At 61.4% G+C, this 20,874-nt stretch carries 20 protein-coding genes; 10 read left to right on the forward strand and 10 right to left on the reverse strand.

The genetic code is table 11. From position 1 onward, the window contains the following. Positions 1–380 precede the first annotated feature (380 nt). Entirely contained in the window at positions 381–980 is a 600-nt protein-coding gene (locus MTP16_RS11670) for an energy transducer TonB (protein ID WP_243519924.1), read from the reverse strand. A 186-nt stretch (positions 981–1,166) separates the two neighbouring features. Here MTP16_RS11670 and MTP16_RS11675 point away from each other — a divergent pair, with 186 nt between their 5' ends. Next, entirely contained in the window at positions 1,167–3,050 is a 1,884-nt protein-coding gene (locus MTP16_RS11675; protein WP_243519926.1) for an ABC transporter ATP-binding protein, read from the forward strand. Positions 3,051–3,130: 80 nt separating this feature from the next. Here the strand turns inward: MTP16_RS11675 and MTP16_RS11680 are convergent, their stop codons facing one another. Then, complete coding sequence (locus MTP16_RS11680) at positions 3,131–3,322, reverse strand: hypothetical protein (RefSeq protein ID WP_243519928.1); 192 nt, start codon at positions 3,320–3,322, stop codon at positions 3,131–3,133. Between the two features lie 98 nt (positions 3,323–3,420). On the opposite strand from MTP16_RS11680, the gene MTP16_RS11685 reads away from it, so the two are divergent. Then, positions 3,421–4,032, forward strand: coding sequence for a DUF4136 domain-containing protein (locus MTP16_RS11685; protein ID WP_243519930.1), 612 nt, complete (start codon positions 3,421–3,423; stop codon positions 4,030–4,032). A gap of 207 nt (positions 4,033–4,239) precedes the next feature. Here the strand turns inward: MTP16_RS11685 and MTP16_RS11690 are convergent, their stop codons facing one another. After that, positions 4,240–5,244 carry an XdhC family protein gene (locus tag MTP16_RS11690; RefSeq protein ID WP_243519932.1) on the reverse strand — a complete coding sequence of 335 codons (1,005 nt, stop codon included), beginning with the start codon at positions 5,242–5,244 and terminating at the stop codon, positions 4,240–4,242. A gap of 82 nt (positions 5,245–5,326) precedes the next feature. After that, the gene (locus tag MTP16_RS11695; RefSeq protein ID WP_243519934.1) at positions 5,327–6,757 is read right to left on the reverse strand and encodes a urate hydroxylase PuuD; all 1,431 of its coding nucleotides are present in this window, start codon (positions 6,755–6,757) and stop codon (positions 5,327–5,329) included. A 225-nt stretch (positions 6,758–6,982) separates the two neighbouring features. Here MTP16_RS11695 and allB point away from each other — a divergent pair, with 225 nt between their 5' ends. The 8 genes from allB to MTP16_RS11735 all read left to right on the forward strand — a co-directional run bounded on the left by allB (position 6,983) and on the right by MTP16_RS11735 (position 14,903). Next, on the forward strand, positions 6,983–8,320 hold the full coding sequence (gene allB / locus MTP16_RS11700) for an allantoinase AllB (RefSeq protein ID WP_243519936.1): 1,338 nt from the start codon (positions 6,983–6,985) through the stop codon (positions 8,318–8,320). A gap of 4 nt (positions 8,321–8,324) precedes the next feature. Then, entirely contained in the window at positions 8,325–9,578 is a 1,254-nt protein-coding gene (locus tag MTP16_RS11705) for an allantoate amidohydrolase (protein ID WP_243519938.1), read from the forward strand. 1 nt (position 9,579) lies between these two features. After that, complete coding sequence (gene allE, locus MTP16_RS11710) at positions 9,580–10,326, forward strand: (S)-ureidoglycine aminohydrolase (protein WP_243519940.1); 747 nt, start codon at positions 9,580–9,582, stop codon at positions 10,324–10,326. Between the two features lie 86 nt (positions 10,327–10,412). Continuing rightward, positions 10,413–10,676 (forward strand): hypothetical protein, encoded by a 264-nt coding sequence (locus MTP16_RS11715; protein ID WP_243519942.1) that lies wholly within the window; start codon positions 10,413–10,415, stop codon positions 10,674–10,676. Continuing rightward, positions 10,676–11,185 carry a 2-oxo-4-hydroxy-4-carboxy-5-ureidoimidazoline decarboxylase gene (gene uraD, locus MTP16_RS11720; protein ID WP_243519943.1) on the forward strand — a complete coding sequence of 170 codons (510 nt, stop codon included), beginning with the start codon at positions 10,676–10,678 and terminating at the stop codon, positions 11,183–11,185. The genes MTP16_RS11715 and uraD overlap by 1 nt, the downstream gene beginning before the upstream one ends. Next, positions 11,182–11,520, forward strand: a complete 339-nt coding sequence (gene uraH / locus MTP16_RS11725; RefSeq protein WP_243508649.1) for a hydroxyisourate hydrolase — start codon at positions 11,182–11,184, stop codon at positions 11,518–11,520. The genes uraD and uraH overlap by 4 nt, the downstream gene beginning before the upstream one ends. A gap of 113 nt (positions 11,521–11,633) precedes the next feature. Then, positions 11,634–13,073, forward strand: a complete 1,440-nt coding sequence (locus MTP16_RS11730; RefSeq protein WP_243508650.1) for a DUF6986 family protein — start codon at positions 11,634–11,636, stop codon at positions 13,071–13,073. 141 nt (positions 13,074–13,214) lie between these two features. Further along, a complete protein-coding gene (locus MTP16_RS11735) occupies positions 13,215–14,903 on the forward strand; it encodes an amidohydrolase (protein ID WP_243508652.1) in 1,689 nt (562 codons plus the stop codon). A gap of 134 nt (positions 14,904–15,037) precedes the next feature. On the opposite strand, the gene MTP16_RS11740 is transcribed toward MTP16_RS11735, so the two are convergent. The 6 genes from MTP16_RS11740 to MTP16_RS11765 form a co-directional block, all read right to left on the reverse strand. Continuing rightward, a complete protein-coding gene (locus MTP16_RS11740) occupies positions 15,038–15,796 on the reverse strand; it encodes an SDR family oxidoreductase (protein ID WP_243508654.1) in 759 nt (252 codons plus the stop codon). A 221-nt stretch (positions 15,797–16,017) separates the two neighbouring features. After that, positions 16,018–16,590: a Crp/Fnr family transcriptional regulator gene (locus MTP16_RS11745; RefSeq protein ID WP_243508656.1), complete on the reverse strand. Its 573-nt coding sequence runs from the start codon at positions 16,588–16,590 to the stop codon at positions 16,018–16,020. Positions 16,591–16,887: 297 nt separating this feature from the next. Then, on the reverse strand, positions 16,888–17,385 hold the full coding sequence (locus tag MTP16_RS11750; RefSeq protein WP_243508658.1) for a hypothetical protein: 498 nt from the start codon (positions 17,383–17,385) through the stop codon (positions 16,888–16,890). A 184-nt stretch (positions 17,386–17,569) separates the two neighbouring features. Continuing rightward, positions 17,570–17,956 carry a DUF6678 family protein gene (locus tag MTP16_RS11755; protein WP_243508660.1) on the reverse strand — a complete coding sequence of 129 codons (387 nt, stop codon included), beginning with the start codon at positions 17,954–17,956 and terminating at the stop codon, positions 17,570–17,572. A 78-nt stretch (positions 17,957–18,034) separates the two neighbouring features. After that, positions 18,035–18,445 carry an STAS domain-containing protein gene (locus MTP16_RS11760; RefSeq protein WP_243508662.1) on the reverse strand — a complete coding sequence of 137 codons (411 nt, stop codon included), beginning with the start codon at positions 18,443–18,445 and terminating at the stop codon, positions 18,035–18,037. 8 nt (positions 18,446–18,453) lie between these two features. Continuing rightward, positions 18,454–20,745 (reverse strand): xanthine dehydrogenase molybdopterin binding subunit, encoded by a 2,292-nt coding sequence (locus MTP16_RS11765; RefSeq protein WP_243508664.1) that lies wholly within the window; start codon positions 20,743–20,745, stop codon positions 18,454–18,456. Positions 20,746–20,874 lie beyond the last annotated feature (129 nt).

Genomic DNA, 20,874 nt, shown 5'->3' on the forward strand with positions numbered 1-20,874 from the left:
AGCGGCCACTTGGCGTGTAGGCGCAAGCCCGTGGCGTGTAGGAGCAGCCGCTTGGCGTGTAGGAGCATGCCCGGGACGTGTAGGAGGAGGCGCGAGACGTGTAGGAGCAGCCCCGTGGCGTGTAGGAGCAAGCCCGTGGCGTGTAGGAGCGCGCCCGAGAGGCGTAGGAGCACGTCCGTGGCGTGTAGGAGGGGCCGCGTGGCGTGTAAGCGGCCCCGGCCGGCCCCGCCAGCAGCCCCAGCCGCTGGCGGGGCCGGGGCTTCTGGGGAAACGTTGGGGCGTAGCTGGGTTTCTTGGATACTGTCGGGGCTGCGGCGGCCACTATCCTTTTGCTGAACTGTCCTGCAGAGATACTTCCCGTTTTATTCTGAGTTCATTATTCACTTTCTGCTATAGTCATTCACGTACCATTGGCCCACAGCAACCGAATCGAGGGGAGAAGTTGAGGGAGCAAAATGCGCTTTGCTGGCCACCCGAATAAGCTCTGCTTCCACCGCTGGGCTAGGGGAGAACAATTTGAATTTGGCGAGCATGTCGACTGCATCGCCCTCCGTCACCGGAAGCACCACGGCCTTAGCCACGGTGCCGTCGGGTAATACGGTAAAACGAACGAATATTTTAAACGCCGTCCCTTCGAGGCCAAGCCCCGGGTTCCCGATATACAGACTGCTCTTTGCAGCCTGTAGATTTTTTTGAACGGTCTTGATTAAAAAGTCTTGGTACTGAAATTCCTGCTGCCTGCGCTCTACACCACTTAAGTGCCAGAACCGAGGAAAAACAGGTGAAACAATTTCCGGCGTGCCACCCACTGCTTTGCTCTTCGTTTTAGCTGGAACCCCGGCCGCTGGGGTTGGCGAGCGAGAGCGGGTAACCAACATTCCAGGAGCTGCATAAACCCCATCACGGGCCTGCGCTGACGCATCGAGAACCTCGACGGATGAAAGAACAGCAATTAGAAGGACGTGGCGCATATGGTTCATTTTCCTAAGCTACACAACGCAAGGTCATACGTTGGTATTGCCATAACTAAAAAAAACGCCCCTTTTGGCAAACTACTAGCAGGGCCTCAAAACCGAGTAGCCTTCAAGCTGCTGTAATAAGTCCCCACCTCCCTGCCAAAACGGCCGCCCCCCAAACCCGGCCCCAACCTTGCCCCAGCCCGGGCCATGTTTGACTTCCTGAAATCCATCTCCGCCAAGAACCCCAACGCCGGGCGCGGCCCCGAAAAGCCCGCCGTGAGCGTGCGCGAGCGGGTATCGGCCCTGCGCCACCTGCCCGCCTTCCTGAAACTCATCTGGGCCACCAGCCCCGCGCTGGCCTCCGCCAACCTCGTGCTGCGCCTGCTGCGCGCGTTTCTGCCGCTGGCCACGCTCTACGTCGGCCGCCTGATTATCGACGACGTGGTGGCCCTCACCAAGCTGCCCGCCACCGCCCGCCAGCTCACGCCCGTGCTCACCCTCGTGGGCCTCGAGTTCGGCCTCGTGCTGCTCGCCGATGCCCTGGGCCGCGGCGTGGCCCTGCTCGACTCGCTGCTCGGCGACCTGTTCGCCAACCAGTCCTCCATCCGCCTCATGGAGCACGCCGCCCGCCTCGACCTCGACCAGTTCGAAGACAGCACCTTCTACGACAAGCTCGAGCGCGCCCGCCGCCAAACCCTCTCCCGCACCGTGCTCATGAGCCAGGTGCTCAGCCAGGGCCAGGATTTCATCACCCTCGTGCTCCTCGCCGGCGGCCTCGTCGCCTTCCAGCCCTGGCTGCTGGGGCTGCTGCTGCTGGCCGTGGTGCCCGCCTTCCTCGGCGAGTCGCACTTCAACGAGCGCAGCTACTCCCTCTCGCACTCCTGGACGCCCGAGCGCCGCGAGCTCGACTACCTCCGCCAAACCGGCGCCTCCGACGAAACCGCCAAGGAAGTCAAGATTTTCGGCCTCTCCGATTTCCTCATCGGCCGCTTCCGCACCCTCTCCGACGACTTCTACCGCCAAAACAAATCCCTCGTGCTGCGCCGCGCCGGCTGGGGCACGCTCTTCGCCGCCATCGGCGCGGCCGGCTACTACGGCGCCTACGTCTACATCATCGCCCGCACCGCGGCGGGCAGCATCTCGCTCGGCCAGCTCACCTTCCTGGCCGGCTCCTTCGCCCGCCTGCGCGCCCTGCTCGAAGGCATCCTCAGCCGCTTCAGCTCCGTGGCCGACGGCGCCTTGTATCTGCAGGATTTCTTCGACTTCTTTGCGCTCCGGCCGCGCATCGTGCGCCAGGAGCTCACCGGCGAACGACCCATTCCCTTCCCCCGGCCCATTCAGCAGGGTTTTCAGTTTGAAAACGTCGGCTTCCAGTACAAGAATGGTACAAAATGGGCCATTCGGAACCTTAGCTTTACCCTGCAAGCCGGCGAAAAGCTGGCCCTTGTGGGCGAAAACGGCGCCGGCAAAACCACCCTCGTCAAGCTACTGGCCCGCCTCTACGACCCCACCGAAGGCCGCATATTACTTGATGGCCACGACCTGCGCGAGTACGACCCCGCCGAGCTGCGCCAGGAAATCGGCGTCATCTTCCAGGATTTCGTGCGCTTCCAGCTCCCCGCCGGCCAGAACCTCGCCGTGGGCCGCATCTCCGAGCGCCACAACCAGCCCCGCATCGAAACCGCCGCCCAGCAAAGCCTCGCCGACACCGTCATCGCCAAGCTCCCCGGCGGCTACGACCAAATGATTGGCCGCCGCTTCAACGGCGGCGTGGACCTGAGCGGCGGCGAGTGGCAGAAAATCGCCCTCGGCCGCGCCTACATGCGCGACGCCCAGCTCCTCATCCTCGACGAGCCCACGGCAGCACTAGACGCCCGCGCCGAGTTCGAAGTCTTCGAGCGCTTCAAGGAGCTCACCCAGGGCAAAACCGCCGTCCTCATCAGCCACCGCTTCAGCACCGTCCGCATGGCCGACCGCATCCTGGTCATCGAAAACGGCCAGTTCGTAGAAATCGGCTCGCACGAAGCGTTGCTGGCTAAGGGTGGGCGCTACGCAGAGTTGTTTGCCTTGCAGGCGGCGGGGTACCGGTAGGGGCGGGGCTTGCCACCGCCCGGCTATTCGCGCCGTTCCAACGAGTTCGTTCAATGGCCGGGCGGGGACAAGCCCCGCCCCTACATCTCAGCCGCAAAGCCCGCTTTCATCGGCGCCACTCCGGCTTCCTCGCAAATCTGTGCCAGCAGCAGCGTTAGGTTCAGCTTGGGAATCACGACGGCATCCTCCGCTTCCAACCGGCTGCTGATTCCAGATTGGGCGCCACTTTCGATGACTGCCGTCAAATGCCATTGCGGTTGAGATTGGGCCAAATATTTGATAAAATCATAATTTTATCCCCCTCGGCTTGCCCCTTAAATGCCTTAGGTTTCGTACATTGGTATTCTTAAACTCGATGCCCATCTAACATATGAAATCTACAATTACGCTATTGATGCTGACCATGCTCGGGCTGGCCGGATGCATGACCACCCGCGAGGCCCGGGTTGATTCGGATTACAGCTACCGCGGCAATTTTCGGCACTACCGCACCTACGATTTCGTGACCGGCACCGGCCTCACCTCCGACAGCAGCCGCCTGGGCCAGTCCCTGCGCGAGGCCATTCAGCAGCGCTTCCTGGCCCAGGGCTACCGCAAGGCTTCCCGCCGCCCCGACATGCTGGTGAACTTCCGGGTGTACGAGGGCGACATGAACTTCCACGGCTTCCAGCAGGAAGACCTCAGCCAGTGGATTAAGCGCAACATCGAGGAAAACGACGATACACCCAAGGAAGACCGCCAGGGCTACCAGCCCGTGCGCCTGCTGCTGGCCGAAGGCACGCTGCTCGTCACGCTCATCGACGTGAAAACCAACCGCGCCGTGTGGAACGGCTACGCTTCGGGTGTGACGGTGCCCGAAGGCCCCATGGGCGAAATCGTGCTCAAACGCTCTGTGCGCTCCATCCTCGACCGCTACCGCGTCTTCACCGAAGAATTTGCCAACGGCAACGTGAGCCCCTCCGGCGGCGACACGGAGCGGTAGGAGGTCTTTTGCCTGAGACGTCTGTCATTGCGAGGGCGCAGCCCGTGGCAATCCGTCCTGTTCTCAGCGACCAACCTTCTAATGTGACAAGCCCAACTAAAAAGCCCCGGTGCCGAAATGGTACCGGGGCTTTCTGGTAAAAGGGCGTTTCTAGTGTTGACAGGACGGATTGCCACGGGCTGCGCCCTCGCAATGACACCGCCGCCTTTATTCTCCCTCCATAGCCGCTTCCCGCCGCACCTGAATCAGCTCTGCGGCGATGCTAATAGCAATTTCCTCGGGCGTCTGGCTGTGAATGGGCAAGCCGATAGGACCCCGCAGGCGCACTATTTCCGCGTCTGAAAACCCGTCCTCCCGCAGGCCCCGCCGCAGCTCGGCTACTTTGGCTACGCTGCCCATCACGCCCAGGTAGCGGTAGGGGCGGCCGAGCAGCTGGCGCAGCACCACGGCATCGGTGCGGTAGCCCACGGTCATCACCACCACGTAGCGGTGCGGGCCGGCGGGCACGGCGGCGGCCACGTTTTCGTAGTCGACGCGGTGGCGGTAATGGGCGGCGTGGTTGTTTTCGAAGGTGGGCAAGTTGATACGGTCGTCGAGTACCGTCAGCTCAAAATCCAGGGCAGCGGCTACGTTCGACAGCGCCAGGCTGACGTGGCCTCCGCCCACAATGGTGAGTTGGTCGCGGAAGCCCAGCCGCTCGCGGTAGTGCCACGCCGGGCCGGGGTGGTAGTCGTAGAACGGCGTTTCAGCCGCGGCTAAAGCTGCTTCGGTAGCTGGTGGCACCACCAGAAGGCCAGCCGCCGGACTCAGTTCCAGATAACTACCGGTGTTTGCCTGCAAGGCATTTATAACGGCTTCCACCGCGGCCAAATCGGCTGCCGAAAGCGGCCACAGCAGCACGTCCTGCTCTCCTGAGCACATCATGCCGGAGCGGTCGGCCGGCGCCTCCCGCCGATGAATCTGGGGCCGCAGCAGGGGCCCGGTGTCAGCCTCACGCAGACGCTGCCGGGCCAACTCCACCCACTTATGCTCCATGATACCGCCCCCGATGGAACCCGCCACGGTGTCGGCCGTAACGGCCATTTTGAAGCCCTGGCGGCCGGGGCTGCTGCCTTCGCTGCGCACCACGCACAGCAGGGCCACCGGTGCGCCCGCCCGTAGGCTGGCCGCTGCCAGGGTCCAAACGGGTAGGTCGCGGGGAGAGGAGGGCATGGTTTAGTGGTTAGTGACTAATGGTTAGCGGTTAATGGGCTTACAAGTAATTCGTTAACCATTTATCACTAACCACTAATCGTTATTGATGTGCCCCCTGATTAATCCAGCAGGCGATGAGGTCGCGCTCCTCCTGCGTAATCTGGGTTTTGTTGTTCTGGGGCATGGTTTTCGTTACCACCACGCGCTGCATGATTTTGTCTTTCAACCGAATGATGTCTTCGGGCGTGTCGTACACCACGCCGTTGGGCGGCGACTTGAACACGTCGTCGGTGGGGTGGGCCGAGTGGCATTGGACGCAGCGTTTCTGCACTATCATGTTTACCTGGCTCATGCTCACCGGCTGGGCGCAGGCATTAGCAGCCGCGGTGCCGGCCGCGCCGCTGCCACCCGACTGCGCGGGCGGGGCCGTCACGAACACCACGCCCAGCAGCAGGGCCACGGCGGCGGGCAGTACCCACACGGCCGTGTCGGTCTGGTGCTTTTCGCGCAGGTTCAGCCAGTGCTTCACGCCGGCCGTGCCCAGCGTGATGGCCGCCAGAATGGCCCAGGGGTAGGAGTGCCCGAAGGTGCTGGGGAAGTGGTTGCTGACCATCACAAACAGCACCGGCAGGGTGAAGTAGTTGTTGTGCAGCGAGCGGGCCAAGGCGTTTTTGCCCAGCGTGGGGTCGAGGGGCGTGCCCTCGGTGGCGGCGCGTACCATGGCTTTCTGGGCCGGGATGATGGTAAAGAAAACGTTGCCCACCATGAGCGTGCCCAGCATGGCGCCGAAGTGTATGTAGGCCGCCCGGGCGCTGAACACCTGCGCGTAGAAAAACGCAAAGCCCGTGGCCAGGATGAAACCCACAACTTTAAACCACGGGCTGCGCACAAACTCTGTGCGGCACAGCCCGTCGTAGAGCAGCCAAGCTGCCACAAACGAGCCTACCCCGATGCCCACGCCCGCCAGCGGCGAAATGTCGAGCACGCGCGGGTCGACCAGCATGGAGCTGGCGTTGAAATAGTACACCACAAACAACAGGCTGAACCCCGAGAGCCAGGTGAAATAAGCCTCGTATTTAAACCAGTGCAGGGCTTTTGGAATCTGTTTGGGCGCGGTTTTATACTTCTCCAGGTAATAAAAACCGCCGCCGTGCACGGCCCAGAGATTGCCGGCCAGCTCCTCGCGCACGTTGTCGGTGCGGTTGAGGGCGTTTTCGAGGAACACGAAGTAGAACGAGGCGCCAATCCAGGCAATGCCGAAGGTGATGTGCATGAGGCGCACCACAATATTCAGCCATTCCATGATGTGGCCCGACCAGGGCGAGTCGCGCGCCAGCACGTAGCAAATGCCCACCGCCGCCACCGCGGCCAGCAGCATCAGCGCATAGGAATAGCCTTCGAGCGTGAAGCCGCTCTCGCCCACGGCGCCGCCGTCGGGCCGCGCTTTAGCCACGCGCTGCAGCGCGTAGATGACGCCCAGCAGCAGCAGAAACGCCAGAAGGAGGGAAAAGAGGGTAACGTATTGGAGCATGGATGGGAAAGGAGATAATGACAAACGGCCTCGCGTCAACCCCACCCCCTGACCCCCTCTCCAAAAGAGAGGGTGCACCGGTTAGGCGTGGCACGAAATCGTCAGGCTCCCCTCTCCTGGGGAGAGGGGCTGGGGGTGAGGTTTTGCCGGGCGAGCCGCTGGCTTGTAACCTCAATTTAATTGAACCGGGAAAAAGCCCTCAATTTAGCGCCAAATTCCCTACTTATGTCAACTCTCGCCCTGCGCAGCCAGCGCGTTGTTACGCCCGAGGGCGAGCACGCCGCCACCATTCTCATTGCAAACGGCCGCATTGCCGAGCTGCTGCCCTACGACGCCGAAGTGGCCGGCGCCACGCTCCTCGACGTGGGCGCGCGCGCCGTGCTGCCCGGCGTCATCGACCCGCACGTGCACATCAACGAGCCCGGCCGCACCGACTGGGAGGGCTTCGACACGGCCACCCGCGCCGCGCTGGCCGGCGGCCTCACCTCGCTGGTGGACATGCCGCTGAATTCGGCGCCCGTCACCACGTCGGTGGCCAATCTGGAAATCAAGCGCGCCGCCACGCAGGGCCAGCTGCACTGCAACGTGGGTTTCTGGGGCGGCGTGGTGCCGGGCAATGCCGACGAGATAGAGCCGCTGATTGCGGCCGGCGTGCTGGGCTTTAAAGCGTTTTTGACGCACTCAGGGATTGATGATTTTCCAAATGCGACGGAGGAGGATTTGCGGCGGGTGATGCCCATTCTGGCGCGGCACCAACTGCCGCTGCTGGTGCACTGCGAGCTGTCGGAAGACGATGATGCGTGGAAGCAGAACGACCACCGCTCATACTCCAATTACCTGGCTTCACGCCCCAAAAAGTGGGAAGACGACGCCATTGCCATGATGATTCGCCTGTGCGAGGAAACTGGCTGTTGGGTGCACATCGTGCACTTGTCGTCAGCCGATTCCATCGCGCCCATTGCCGCCGCCAAAGCCAGGGGCCTGCCGTTGACGGTGGAAACCGGCCAGCATTACCTGTATTTCAACGCCGAGGACATCCAAGACGGCCAGACGCAGTTCAAATGTGCGCCGCCCATCCGCGAGAAGGCCAACAACGACCAGTTGTGGGCCGCGCTGGAAGCCGGCATCATCGACTTCGTGGCCACCGACCACTCGCCCGCCCCGCCCGACCTCAAGCAGTTGGCCAGCGGCGATTTCACCACGGCCTGGGGCGGCATTGCCTCGTTGCAATTTGCCTTGCCCGTGCTCTGGACGGCCGCCCGCCGGCGCGGCGCCAGTCTCGATGACATCGCCAAATGGCTGAGCACCAACCCCGCCAGGCTGGCCGGCCAAAGCCAGCGCAAGGGTCAGATTGCGCCTGGTTTCGACGCTGATTTAATCGTGTTTGACCCCGAACAGACCTTTGAGGTGATGGCCGATATGATTCTGCACAAACACAAAGTATCCCCTTACATTTGCCAGGAATTGGCGGGTGTCATTGAATTAACTTTTCTCAAAGGCGAACAGGTTTTTCAGCACCCGAATTTCTTCCGCCTCAACCACGGCGAATTCTTAACCCGGTAGCGGAATGCAGCAGGACTACACCGCGCGCGCTGAGCGAATCATGCAGCGCATTCAGCAATTGGCCGCCATCAGCGAGGACGCCGACGGCGTGACGCGCACCTTCGGCACGCCCGCCTTCGTGGCGGGCCGTGCCCTGGTGCAAGGCTGGCTGGAAGCCGCCGGCCTGCCCACCCGCGTCGATGGCATCGGCAATCTGCGCGCCCGGCTCGAAAGCCCCAACCCCGACGCCAAAACCTTCGTGCTGGCCTCGCATATCGACACGGTGGTGAATGCCGGTAAGTTCGACGGCCCGCTGGGCGTACTCATGGGCCTCGATTTGCTGGAAAACCTCCTGGTGCATAAGGCCGAGCTGCCTTTTCACATCGAGCTGATTGCCTTCAGCGACGAGGAGGGCGTGCGCTTCCACACCACCTACCTGGGCAGCAAGGTGGTGACCGGTGCCTTCGACCCCGCCCTGCTGGGCCGCTGCGACGCCGCCGGCATTTCCCTCGACCAGGCCCTGGTAGCCATGGGCGGCGATGCCTCCACATTAACCTTGGACGCCATTCCGGCCGCCGAGTGGCTGAGCTACTTCGAGATGCACATCGAGCAAGGCCCCGTGCTGTGGGAGTGCCACGTGCCCGTGGCGCTGGTGACGGCCATTGCCGGCCAGCAGCGCGTGGAACTGACCTTCCGGGGCATGGCCGGGCACGCCGGTACCGTGCCCATGAACATGCGCCAGGATGCGCTGTGTGCTGCCGCTGAGTTTGTGCTCACGGCCGAGCAGTTTGCCCAGGTGCACGGTCGCGGGCTGGTGGCCACCGTGGGCAAGCTGGCCATCAACCACGCGGCCAGCAACGTCATCCCCGGCGAAGTGACCTGCAGCCTCGACCTGCGCAGCCCCGACGAAGCGCAACTGGCCCAGGCCTACGACTACCTCCGCAGCCACGCCGAAGCCGTGGCCGGCCACCGCAACGTGACCCTCGACTGGAACCTGGTGCAGAAAACCGCCCCCGTGACCTGCGACGCCGGCCTGAACACGCTGTTGGCCCAGGCCATTGCCGCCAGGGGCCACGAAACCATTGCGCTGGTGAGCGGCGCGGGCCACGACGCCGTGCCCATCTCGTTCGTGGCGCCGGCTACGATGATGTTTATCCGCTGCTACAAAGGCATCAGCCACAATCCGCTGGAGAACGTGGAGCTGGCCGATTTGGCCGCCGCCGTGGCCGTAGCCGACCAGTTTATTCACCTGCTCCGCACCCAAAATCCCACCCGTTAACATGGAAATGTCCGCCCTGACGCGCTCGGTAGTGAAGCGCAACCACGCCATCATCGCCCCCGACGGCTACATCAACAGCAACGTGCCCGGCTGGACCGGCTGCACCACCAATGTCATCATCAACGAGCAGATGGGCGCCCGCCTCTGCCAAACGCTCATTACCCTCACCGAGGCCGGCCGCGTGCAGGGCGAAACTGAGGCCTCACAAATCTTCTTCTACGTGGTGCAGGGCGGCTGCACGGCCACCGTAGCCGGCGAAACCAGAGCGCTGAAAGTGGGCGAGTACGTGTACGTGCCCGTGGGCCAGCGCTACGATTTCAGCCAGCCCGAGGCCGGCACGCAGCTGCTCACTTTCCATAAGGTGTACGAGCCGCTGGCGGGCCATGCCACGCCCGGTGTGTTCTGGGGCGAGCGGGATTTCAGCAAGGCGCCCATTTACATGAACGACGAGGCCCTGCGCATCCAGGAATTGCTGCCGAATGAGCCGGGCTTTGACATGGCCGTGAACATCTTCACCTACGGCCTCGGCGGCAACCTGCCGATGGTGGAAACGCACATCATGGAGCACGGCCTGCTGTACCTCGAAGGCCAGGCCATCTACATGCTCGACCAGTGCTGGTACCCCGTAAAAAAAGGCGATTCTATCTGGATGGCGCCCTACTGCCAGCAGTGGGCCACGGCCATGGGCCAAGAGCCATCGGTGTACATCTACTACAAGAACGTGAACCGCTTCCCGACGGTGAAGTAGCGTGGACTCTGCGAGTCCGCGTACAACAGAACGTCGCGTCGAACCCAGCCGATACGTTTCGCGTGCTGAAATAATTAACTACTCGAATGAAAATTATCGAATGGTTACTTTCCTCGCTGGTGTGGCTCCTGATATTCATTGCGCCAGCCATTACTGGCGCAATTTTCGGGGTAATTATCTGGCTGCATAGTCGCGACGCTTGGAGCTTGAGGGCGGCAATATTAATTGTACTGACTGGCTGCGGCGTGGGCGTTGCTTTTGCCGAGAAAGCTCGCCGCGATAAGGGTAGCATTGAATTCATGGCTCGCAATATTGCCCACCCAGAACTGCGCAAAAAAGAGAATAAATAATGCCCCTCGAACAATTCAACCATTTCCCCAAACCCGCCCTCACTGAAGCCCTGCAAAAGTGCTGCGGCTCCACGGCGTGGGTTGAAAAAATGGCCGCGCTATTTCCATTTGCCGACGCCGAAACGCTGATGCGCGAAGCCACTGCCCAATGGAATGAACTAACCGAAACTGATTGGCGCGAAGCCTTTACGCACCACCCCAAAATAGGAGGTGATGTAGAAGCCCTGCGCGAGAAATTCGCCAGCACCAGCCAATGGGCCGAGGGTGAGCAGGCTTCCGTGAAACAAGCTTCCCAAGCTACTTTGGAAGCGTTGGCCGCAGGCAACGAGGAATACGAGCGCAAATTCGGCTACATCTTCATTGTGTGCGCCACCGGCAAAACAGCCGACGAGATGCTGGCCCTGCTGCAAGCCCGCCTGCCCAATAAACCCGCCGACGAAATATTGATTGCCGCCGGCGAGCAGGACAAAATTACCCGCATTCGCCTCGAAAAACTCCTTGCCGCATGAGCCAGATAACCACCCACATTCTCGACACCACCAAGGGCAAGCCGGCGGCCAACGTCAGCATCGCGCTGCTGCAGCAAGTAGGCGATAATTGGCAGGAAATAGCCCGCGGCCAAACCAACGCCGACGGCCGCATTCCCGATTTATTGCCGAAAGAAAAGCAGGTGGAATTGGGCGTGTATAAAATGAAATTCTACACCCAGGAGTATTTCGCGCAGGACGGCACGGCGAATTTTTATCCCTTTGTGGAAATCGTGTTCAACGTAGCCGAAAATGCCCATTACCACGTACCGTTGCTGCTGAACCCGTTCGGGTATTCCACCTATCGCGGTTCGTGAGAACGATGTAGCGCGAAGCTCCAGCTTCGCGTTTCGGCCGCGCCATTATAACGATTACCGTTCAACGATACGCGAAGCTGGAGCTTCGCGCTACATCCCGCCAATTCCCACCAATGAAACTCAGCTTACCTGAATCCGACAAAGCCGCCCTGCTCGACCAGCTTGGCGAAGCCAATATTAAATTCCAGCACACTTACCCCGGCGACCGGCCCGACCGCCAGCCCGTGCACACCGTGTACGGCGGCGCCAACCTCTTCAAGGCCGATACCTGCGTGAAGATGGGCGAAATCGCCCTCAACAACCTGCTCACCTACGCGCCCAACTTCGTGGAGTTGGCCCGCGCCCTGCAGTTCAAAAACCACGAGCACCTGCCCACGCTCGAAGCCGATGTGGCCGCGCTGACGGCTAAGCTGGATGCCATGAGCCCGGGGGACCGCAAGCAGGAGCCCGCCTGGCTGGCGTATTCGGTGTATAACAAGATTGTGGCGAAGCTGAAGCGCGAAGCCGTTGAGGACTTCCGCGTCGATTTTGAGGACGGCTTTGGCAACCGGCCCGATGCCGAGGAGGACGAAACCGCCGTGCGCGCCGCCAAAGAAGTGGCCAAGGGCATGCAGCAGGGCACGCTGTCGCCGTTTATCGGCATCCGCATCAAGCCCTTCACCGAAGACCTGAAGCAGCGCGGCGTGCGCACGCTCGATATTTTCCTGACCACGCTGCTGGCCGAAACCGGCGGCAAGCTGCCGGATAATTTCGTGGTGATGCTGCCCAAAGTGACCATTCCGGAGCAGATGACGACGATGGTGCGCCTGTTCGAGCTGCTGGAGCAGGCCAACGGTTTGGCCCCCGGCACCCTCAAAATGGAAACGATGGTGGAAGCCACGCAAATCATCATGGACGAGGAGGGGCGCAACCCGCTCATGCGCATCATCCGGGCCAGCGAAGGGCGCTGCATTGCGGCTCATTTCGGCACCTACGACTACACGGCCTCCTGCGGCATCACGGCCCGGTACCAGACCATGGCGCACCCCGTGTGCGACTTCGCCCACCACATGACCAAGGTGGCGCTGGGCGGCACCGGCATTTTCCTCTCCGATGGGGCCACCAACGTGATGCCCATCGGCCCGCACCGCGGCGACAACCTGACGTTTGCCCAGCTGCGCGAAAACCGCGAGTCGGTGCACAACGCCTGGCGGCAGGCCTACCACCACAGCACGCATTCGCTCATCAACGGCTTCTACCAGGGCTGGGACCTGAACCCCGCGCAGCTGCCGATGCGCTACGCCGCCACCTACAATTTCTTCCTCAGCAGCTACGACGACGCGGTTTTTCGCTTGAAAACCTTCGTGGAGCGCGCCGCCATTTCCACCCTCACTGGCGACATTTTCGACGACGCCGCCACCGGCCAGGGCCTGCTCAACTTCTTTCTCAAAGCCCTGAACTGCGGCGCCATTTCGGAAGAGGAGATTCTGGCGACGGGTTTGACCCTGGAAGAGGTGCAGACCCGTTCGTTCTACCGCATTCTGCAAGGGCGGCGCCAGCGAGCGGCCGTCTAGTTCGGCCTTGTGTGGCATGAATCGAACGGCTGTTTGACTCAAAAAATAAGTATAGTAATTGCATAGTATTCGGCAAAACCTTTTATTTTTCATCAGCTGATGCGCTTTGGCATTGGCGGATGAAGAGTAAAAGGTTTTTTCATGCCCAATCAATCTGTGAAACACTTGCTGCTGGCTGCAACGCTGCTGCTGCTGTTTCGGCCCGCGCCCGCCCAAATCACGGCGCCGAAAGCTGCCCAACCCCCTGTGCCCGACCTCATCCTCACCGGCGGCAAAATCTTCACCGCTGACCCCGCCAAGCCTTACGCCCAGGCCCTGGCCGTGCGTGGCGACCGGATACTGGCCGTGGGCAGCACTGCCGAAGTCAGCAAACTGGCCGGCCCCCGCACGCGCCGCCTCGACCTGCGCGGCCGCACCGTGGTGCCGGGCATCAACGATGCGCACACGCACCTGCCACCGGGCCACCCGCTGGGGCATTTTTTCGATTTCCCGAAGGCAGAGATGATTGCTGGACCCAGCCCGGCCCAGGTGCTCGATACCCTGGCCGCGCTGGCCCGCCGCGTGCCGCCCGGCACCTGGCTGGAAGGGGAAGTGGGCTTGGCCGTGCTGAAAAGCCCGCAAGTGCGGCGGGCCGAGCTGGACCGCGTGGCCCCCAACCACCCGGTGCTATTGCGCACGCCCTGGGGCCACGGCAGCGTGGTAAACTCCGCGGCCCTGAAGCTGTTGCGCCTCAGCGACACGGATGCGACGCCACTAGGCGGTAACATGGAGCGCCAGCCCAATGGCGGGCCCCTAACCGGCCTGCTCACCGAATACGCCGACTGGACGCCCCGCCAGGCCCTCCACGGCCAGTTGCCCGATGCCACCTGGACGCGCCTGCTCAAAAGTTACGGCGACGAATGTCTGCGCTTTGGCATCACCAGCGTGCAGGACATGGCCGACGCCTTGCCACCCGCGCAGATGGAGCGCGTGGTGCGCGCCGCGGGCCTGCCCATTCGCCACCGCATCATGCCCTTCCCCATGACGACCCCGCGGGGCATCAACCACCAGGAATGGACCCGTGTGAACAAGAACCCGGCGCCGCTGGCGCGCGTGGAGGGCGTGAAGTACATCCTCGACGCCACGCCGCTGGAGGGCGGTGCACTCATGCGCCACGCTTACCCGGGGCGCCCGGGTTGGTACGGCCGTCTGAACTTCCCGGTCGATACTGTGCGCCTGATACTACGCACTGCATTCCGCAGCTCGCAGCCGCTGATGCTGCACATCTCCGGCGATAGCACCGCCAGCCTCGTACTCCGCTTGATGAGTGAGCTGGGCGATGACGCCACCTGGCGCAAGAAACGCGTCCGCTTCGAGCACGGCGCTGGCGTGGCCGCCGACCTGCAGCCTCGGGCCCAGGCGCTAGGGGTGGTTATCGTGCAAAACCCTTCGCACTTCATCAACGCCGCGCTCGACCCGCAGCACGGCGCGCCAGCTGCTTTGCACGGCTCTTTTCGCTCGTTGCTGGAAAGCGGCATTCCCTTCGCGCTGGGCTCCGATGGCCCATCCAACCCTTACCTGAACATCTTGTTTGCCTGCACCCTGGCCGACCCCAAAGAAGCCCTGACCCGCGAGCAGGCCGTGCGTGCCTACACGGCTGGCGCCTCTTACGCCGAGTTTCAAGAGCAGCAGAAAGGCACGCTGGCGCCCGGCAAGCTGGCTGATTTGGCGGTGCTCTCTCAGGATATTTTCACGGTGCCGCTGCCGGCCCTGCCCGGCACTGTGAGCGAGCTGACGATGGTAGGCGGCAAGGTGGTATATGAGGCCGTGCCGGTTGCTAAAAAGCGGTAGAGCTTGGTTATGAGCCAGGTATTAATGCCTTGCCCGACTCCATTGCCGCTTTTGCTTGGTGGTTTTTAGCATAAGAAAGCCGGCTCAAGTGAACCGGCTTTCGGGAATACTTACGCGACAGCAAGTGGGCTAAATTACAGCTGGGCCGCGCCGCCGTCCACAAACAGCTCAATGCCCGTCACGAAGCTGCTGTCGTCGGAGGCCAGGAACACCAAGGCTTTCCCAACTTCATCGGGGAGGCCCAGGCGGCCCAGCGGCACGGTGGTGGCCAGGTAAGCCTTGATTTGCTCGGCCTGGGTTTCATCGGCGCCCAGTCCGCTGAGGCCGGGGGTATCGATGGGACCGGGGCTGATGGCGTTGACGCGAATCTTGCGGTCTTTTAAATCGGCCGTCCAGCTGCGGGCGAAGGAGCGCACGGCGGCCTTGGAAGCGCCATATACGCTGAAGTTGGCCACGCCTTGCGAGCCGGCGGTGGAAGACATCAGGATAACCGACGCGCCGTCGCGCAGCAGGGGCAGGGCCGTTTGCACGGTAAAAAGGGTGGCTTTGACGTTCCGGCCGAACGTGTCGTCGAAGTGGGCTTCGGTGATGCCGCCCAGCGGGGCAAATTCGCCGCCGCCGGCATTGGTGAATAGCACATCGAGATGGCCTTTTTCGGCTTTAATCGTGGCAAAGAGCTGGTCGAGGTCGGCCTGGCTGGTGACGTCGCTGCGGATGCCGCGGGCGTTGGCCCCCAGCTGTTGCACGGCGGCATCCAACTCGGCCTGGCGCCGGCCGGTGATGAAAACAAAGGCGCCTTCGGCCACAAAGCGCTGGGCCGCGCCGAGGCCAATGCCTGCAGTACCGCCCGTAATGAGGGCCACTTTGCCAGCTAATTTCAAGTTGTTGCTCATGACAATGAGATAATGAATGGGGATGAATTTGGTGGAACCGCAAGGCGTATTTCGCCCGCTTTGGCAGCGAAGTGGAGCCGTCTGGCTGTCTTCATCTACCGGTACAAAGGTCCCGCCGGGCTCACCCTGGCTCCATTGACATTTGTCAAAAAAATGCGTTGATAAATAGCAATAACGTCCGAATAAAGCGTTGATTCAACAAGCCTTCTATGTATGGGCTCCTACGCAATATGCCGGCGAATGCGGCTTAGGGTTTCGGTAGTCATGCCCAAGTAGGAGGCCACCATGTGCTGCGGAATGCGCAGGGCAAAGGCCGGATACTGCTGCAGAAAGGCGCGGTATTTCTCCTCGGCCGAGTAGCTAATGGCCGCCTGGATGCGGGTTTGGGCGGTTAGAAAACTGCGGTGCAGAATGTCGTTGACTAGCTCATTCAACGTGGGAATTTCCTGGCGCAGCTGCTTAAACTGCTCATCCTTAATGAGCACAACGGTTGAATCCTCCACGGTCTCAATATTATAGCCCGATGGCTGGCCGGACGTCAGGCTCTGCCGGTCGCCGGTCCACCAGTTTTCTACCGCGAAGTTGAGTGTGTGCTCGGCGCCTTTGGCATCGACGGTGTAGGTGCGCAAGCAGCCGCTGGCCACGAAGGCGTTGTAAGCCCACACCTCGCCTGCCTGCAACAAAAACTGCCGCTTTCGTAATCGACGGACGACGCTAACGGCTTCGATTTGCTGCAGCTCACTCGCCGCAAAGGCCGCCTTGCTCAACAGGTACTTTTCAAACAAGTCAAACATCTGCGCAGAGGCTAAAGGGCTATTCTGCGCAAATAAAACGCTTTTTGAGGGTGCTGGCGCGAACCAGCCGCTCCGGCCCTGCCCGGCCCCTACCCGAACGGAGTAGTCGAGCCCGGCCAATCCGACATACTGGTCGGCCATTCCTCGACGGATATGTTTTCATGAAACGCGAAGCCCTGGGAAAGGGGAGCCGGGTTGCTTTCAAGCAGAAGAGCCCATTACGTTCAGTAATGGGCTCTTCTGGTTTATTCCCGTTTCGCTTACTGGCCAGCAAAGCAGGTAATGGACGCCTTCGGGCTACAGCCAGGCGGCGCTCAGGGCGTACGACACGGCCATGACCCCCGAGAAGACGGCGCTGGCCATGAAGCGCCGGCTGGTAGCCACGCGGTTCTGAATGTAGTAATTGGCCGCCAGCGAAACCGGGGCGTTCAGCAGGAAGGAGCGGCCAGCCACGGGCAGCAGCGCCAGCGACAGCGTTTCGGCCGCGCCCCCAAACACGCCCAGAAACACGTAGTGCCGGGCAATCCAGAGCGGGTTGAAATAGAGCAGGGTGAGGACTGCGCGGCTGGTTTTGCGCAGCTGGCCGCTGCTGGGGCGCACCGGCACCCGCGCATCGAGCCAGCGGAAGAAGGCCGGCACCTCCGTAGAGTAGAGCAGGCCGCCCACCAGGGCCATGCCCAGCAGCCGCAGCCAGCTAAACTGCTGGAGCAGCAGCGCGGCGGCCGTGTCGCCAGCCGCATAAATCAGGAAGCCCTGCACGTGGGTGCGGAGGGGAAGGGAGCGGGTAAGCAGCAAGAAGAGGAGGAGTTCGTAAAAATCGGGGTGCAAAATTACGAAAACCCTTTCCGGCGTCATAGGTGCGGCGAAAGAAACCGGCGGGCGGCGCTGGGAAGTCCGCGCCGGCCCAACTCCTGCCCCAAAGCCCTGCGCTGCGGTAGAAACGCAAAGCGGCCGAAGCTACGGGAGCTTCAGCCTCTTTTTATGCATTTGGCCAGATGTAGCCTCTGACTTTAAAGATGCCGTCGATTTCTTCAAACGGTATGGATTGGCCTATTAATGCTGCTCTAAGCCATTCTGTAAAATCAGTCTGCTTGTCGTCAATTAGCCGGCCCACATAGTCTTTGCGGATAGGGCTCAATTCCATCCAATCAATCCATTTTGTCTCACCAGATTTCACCCATTCCCAATCCAGAAAAGTGAAGCCAGCCGGCTCTACTTTGTCAAGCAAATGTTTTTCTCGCACTTGTGGCTCGAAATCTGGATTTGAAGTCATCGCTGTTGCGAGTTTTCGCCACTTCGTTTTATTCATGGCTGATGCAAGCTGATTTGCATTGATGTAATCAGCAACAGGGTCTGTATCATTCATGTTTATTGAATTTTCATGAAATTAATTGCCTGTTGTTCAGCTTTAAAACTTGCGACGAATACACTATCTGAATAATTATTATCTGTAGTGATTTAAGTCATTGCTTATTTTTAGGAAGTCAAGTGCTTCATCTATAGAATTGAAATTGACCAATTCTCCAAATGCTTCTTTAGGGTCAATTATTTCAAATATCGTCATTATTTCAGGCTTGAGGCCACAAAAAACCAAGTTGTAAGGGCTTTGATTCGCCAGCTTTTCCTTGAGCATTAAAATCTCCGAACCCATTACATTGATAGAAGTCAATTCACCAATATCGACGATGATATTGGTCGCTTTTTTAATGGCTTCAGAATAATAAAGCGTCATTATTTCGGAGAGTTTTTCTATGTCATAATCCTTCCCAATCGAAAGAATAATGACATTGCCTCTCCATTCAATGGACGATTTACGGGGCGAAGGCAGCAGCCACTCTGTTAACCAGTGCCACATTAGGCTGGTTAATTAACAGATGCCACCGCAGGCGTGGGTTTGTGAGAAAACTCCGGATACAAGCTTACCAGCACCTTTTCCGGGGTGAGGGGCGCGGAAAACGGCAGCGCGGTGTGGCCCTGGAAGGCCCGCACCGCGTCGCGCAGGGCGAAGTAGGTGCCGATGCCGTACATGAGCGGCGGCTCGCCCACGGCCTTGGAGCGCAGGATGGCGTTGGGGTGTCCCGGCGTGTCGAGGAAATGCACGTCGAGCACCTTGGGCGCGGCGTAGATGTCGGGTATCTTGTAGCTGTTCAGGGAGTTGCTGAGCAGGCGGCCTTCGACGTTGTAGGCCACTTCCTCCATCGTCATCCAGCCGATGCCCTGCACCGCGCCGCCCTCAATCTGGCCGCGGTCGATGATTTCGTTGAAGCTCTGGCCGAAATCGTGGGCAATTTGCAGGGCGTCCACGGTGTAGGTGCCGCGCAGGCAGTCGACGGTGACGGTGGTGAGGGCCGTGCCGTACACGTGGTAGGCGAAGGGGTGGCCCTGGTTCACGGTGGCGTCGAAATGCAGGCCGGGCGTGGCGTAGTGGGCGTTTTCGGTGAGGGCCACGCGCTTCCAGAAGGCCGATGATACCAGCTTTTCCCAGTTGGTTTCGGCGGGCACGCCGGCCGCCAACACCTGCTCGTCGCGGATTTCGAGGCCCTCGTAGTTGAGCGTGTACTCGGTGCTGGCGTGCTGGAGCAGGCGCTCGCGCAGGGCGCGGCAGGCCATTTCGGTGGCCTTGCCGTTGAGGTCGGCGGTGGCGCTGGCGGCGCTGGGGGAGGTGTTGGCCACGCGCGTCGTGTTGGTGGTTTCCACCTTGATGCGGTTCACCGAAATGCCCAGCGTGCGGGCCGCCACCAGCGCAATCTTGGTGTTCACGCCCTGGCCCATTTCCACCGCGCCCGTGCTGATGCCCACCGAGCCGTCGGAGTAGATGTGCACCAACGCCCGCGTCTGGTTCATGGGTGTTTTGGTGAAGCTGATGCCGAAGCAGATGGGCATCACCGCGAAGCCTTTTTTGCGGAGCTTGTGGGTGTGGTTGAACTGCGCGACTTCGGCCCGAATGGCCGCCAGGTCGAACGTGCGGGCGGCCGTGTCCCAGGCCTGCTCGGCGTGGCAGCCCTCGGCCGCCTGCCGGTACGAAAACTGGTCGCCCTCGCGCAGCAGGTTTTTGCGCTGCAGCTCGTGGGTGGGCACGCCCAGCTCCTCGGCCGCTTTGGCCAGGGCCGACTCAATCACGAACATGCCCTGCGGCCCGCCAAAGCCCCGGAAGGCCGTGTTGGGCGGCAGGTTGGTGCGGCACGAAAAGGCCGTGGCCGTCACATTGGGCACGAAATAAGCGTTGGTGGCGTGGAAGAGCGTGCGCTCCATCACGGCCGGCGAGAGGTCGGCCGCCGCGCCCGCGTTCTGGAAAAACTGCACCTCGTAGGCCACGATTTTCAGGTCGTGGTCGAAGCCGATTTTGAAATCGGACGAGTAGGGGTGGCGCTTGCCGGTCATGCGCATGTCGGCCATGCGGTCGAGCACCAGCTTCACCGGCTTTTTGGTGATGAAGGCGCCCAGCGCGGCCAGAGCGCCCCAAGGCGTGGCCTGGTCTTCCTTGCCGCCGAAACCGCCGCCGAGGCGCGTCACGTCCACTTCTACCTGGTGCATGCCCAGGCCCAGCACCACGGCCGTGTGGCGCTGCACGGCCGTGGGGCCCTGCGTGGAGGAAATCATGCGCACGCCGCCCATCTCCGTCGGGAAAGCGTAGGCGCCCTGCGTTTCGATGTACAAATGCTCCTGCCCGCCGTTCTCGGCCACCCCCTCGAACACGTGCGCGCACGCCGCCCAGGCCGCCGCCGAATCACCGAGGCGGAAGGTGCGCGGCGGCACGATGAACTCGCCCTGCGCGGCGGCCACGCGCGGGTCGGTGATGATGGGCAGCGGGTCGATTTCGGCCTTGATGAGCTTGAGGGCGGCGTGGGCCTGCGCCTCGGTGCGGGCCAGCACCAGCGCCACCGGCTGCCCCCGGAAATGCACGTGCCCCTCGGCCAGCAGCGGCTCATCGGGCACGATGCCACCAATCTGGTTTTCGCCGGGAATGTCGGCCGCCGTGAGCACGCGCGCCACACCCGGTGCCGCCAGCGCCGCGCTGAAATCGAGGCGGCAGAGCACGCCGTGGGCCATCGGGCTTTCAAACACGGCCGCGTACAGGGTGCCTTGCTGCACGGGCACGTCGTCGAGGTACTGCGATTCGCCGCGCACGTGGCGGTGGGGGTCGAGGTGGTTCATGGTCGTTCTGGCGGGACCTCACCCCCTGACCCCCCCTCCAAAAAAGAGGGGGCACCGGTTCGTGAGGACTATTCTAATTATTGGGCTTCCTAAATAAAGAACACTGAATTCGGAGCAAACCCGGTGCCC

Origin of the sequence: Hymenobacter monticola (assembly GCF_022811645.1) — a bacterium.
Lineage (GTDB): Bacteria > Bacteroidota > Bacteroidia > Cytophagales > Hymenobacteraceae > Hymenobacter > Hymenobacter monticola.